We start from the raw sequence: 570 nt of genomic DNA, 5'->3' as shown, positions 1-570 counted from the left end.
CACCAGGGCGTCGGCGCCGGCCCTCGCCTTGCCGAGGTCGGCACTGTTGCCATGCACATCACTGACCACGTGAACTCGCATGCGGCTCACCTTATGCCCGTTAAGCAGCTCGCCGGAAGGGCCCCCACCTGCGGTTACTTCCGCGTCACCCGGGTTTGGGACTACTGTGCGCGAAGCCAGCTTCCAAGTGTGTGACGCATCAAACATCTAGGCGTGACCCCTATCCCCTAGCCGTACCGATGGGTAACGTCCGGGCAGTCCTACACCTCTGCCTGATGGACCGCAGCCGACGCAGCACGCCACAGCGACGTGGCGCCGGCGCCCGACGAGGAGCAGCAGTCTTGCGCGAGTTCAGCCTCCCGGCCCTCTATGAAGTACCGGCCGACGGCAATCTGACGGACCTCATCCGGCGCAACGCCGCCCAGCACCCGGACGTTCCCGTGCTGGGACGCAAGGTCGACGGCCGCTGGCAGGACGTCACGGCGGCGACCTTCCTGGCCGAGGTCAGGTCCGTGGCCAGGGGACTGATCGCCTCCGGCGTGCGCCCCGGCGACCGGGTCGGGCTGAATT

The 570-nt window shown here is 67.5% G+C and carries 1 protein-coding gene and 1 pseudogene; one reads left to right on the top strand and one right to left on the bottom strand.

From position 1 onward, the window contains the following. Nucleotides 1-90 (bottom strand): annotated as a pseudogene (locus tag KUM32_RS44565) (metallophosphoesterase); the annotation flags it as partial. A gap of 251 nt (nt 91-341) precedes the next feature. Here KUM32_RS44565 and KUM32_RS41445 point away from each other — a divergent pair. Further along, the coding region (locus KUM32_RS41445) for an AMP-binding protein (protein WP_217146796.1) at nt 342-570 on the top strand (229 nt) is incomplete at its 3' end.

This window comes from Streptomyces sp. AC627_RSS907, from assembly GCF_019049165.1.
This window is presented reverse-complemented; position numbering and strand designations above follow the sequence as displayed.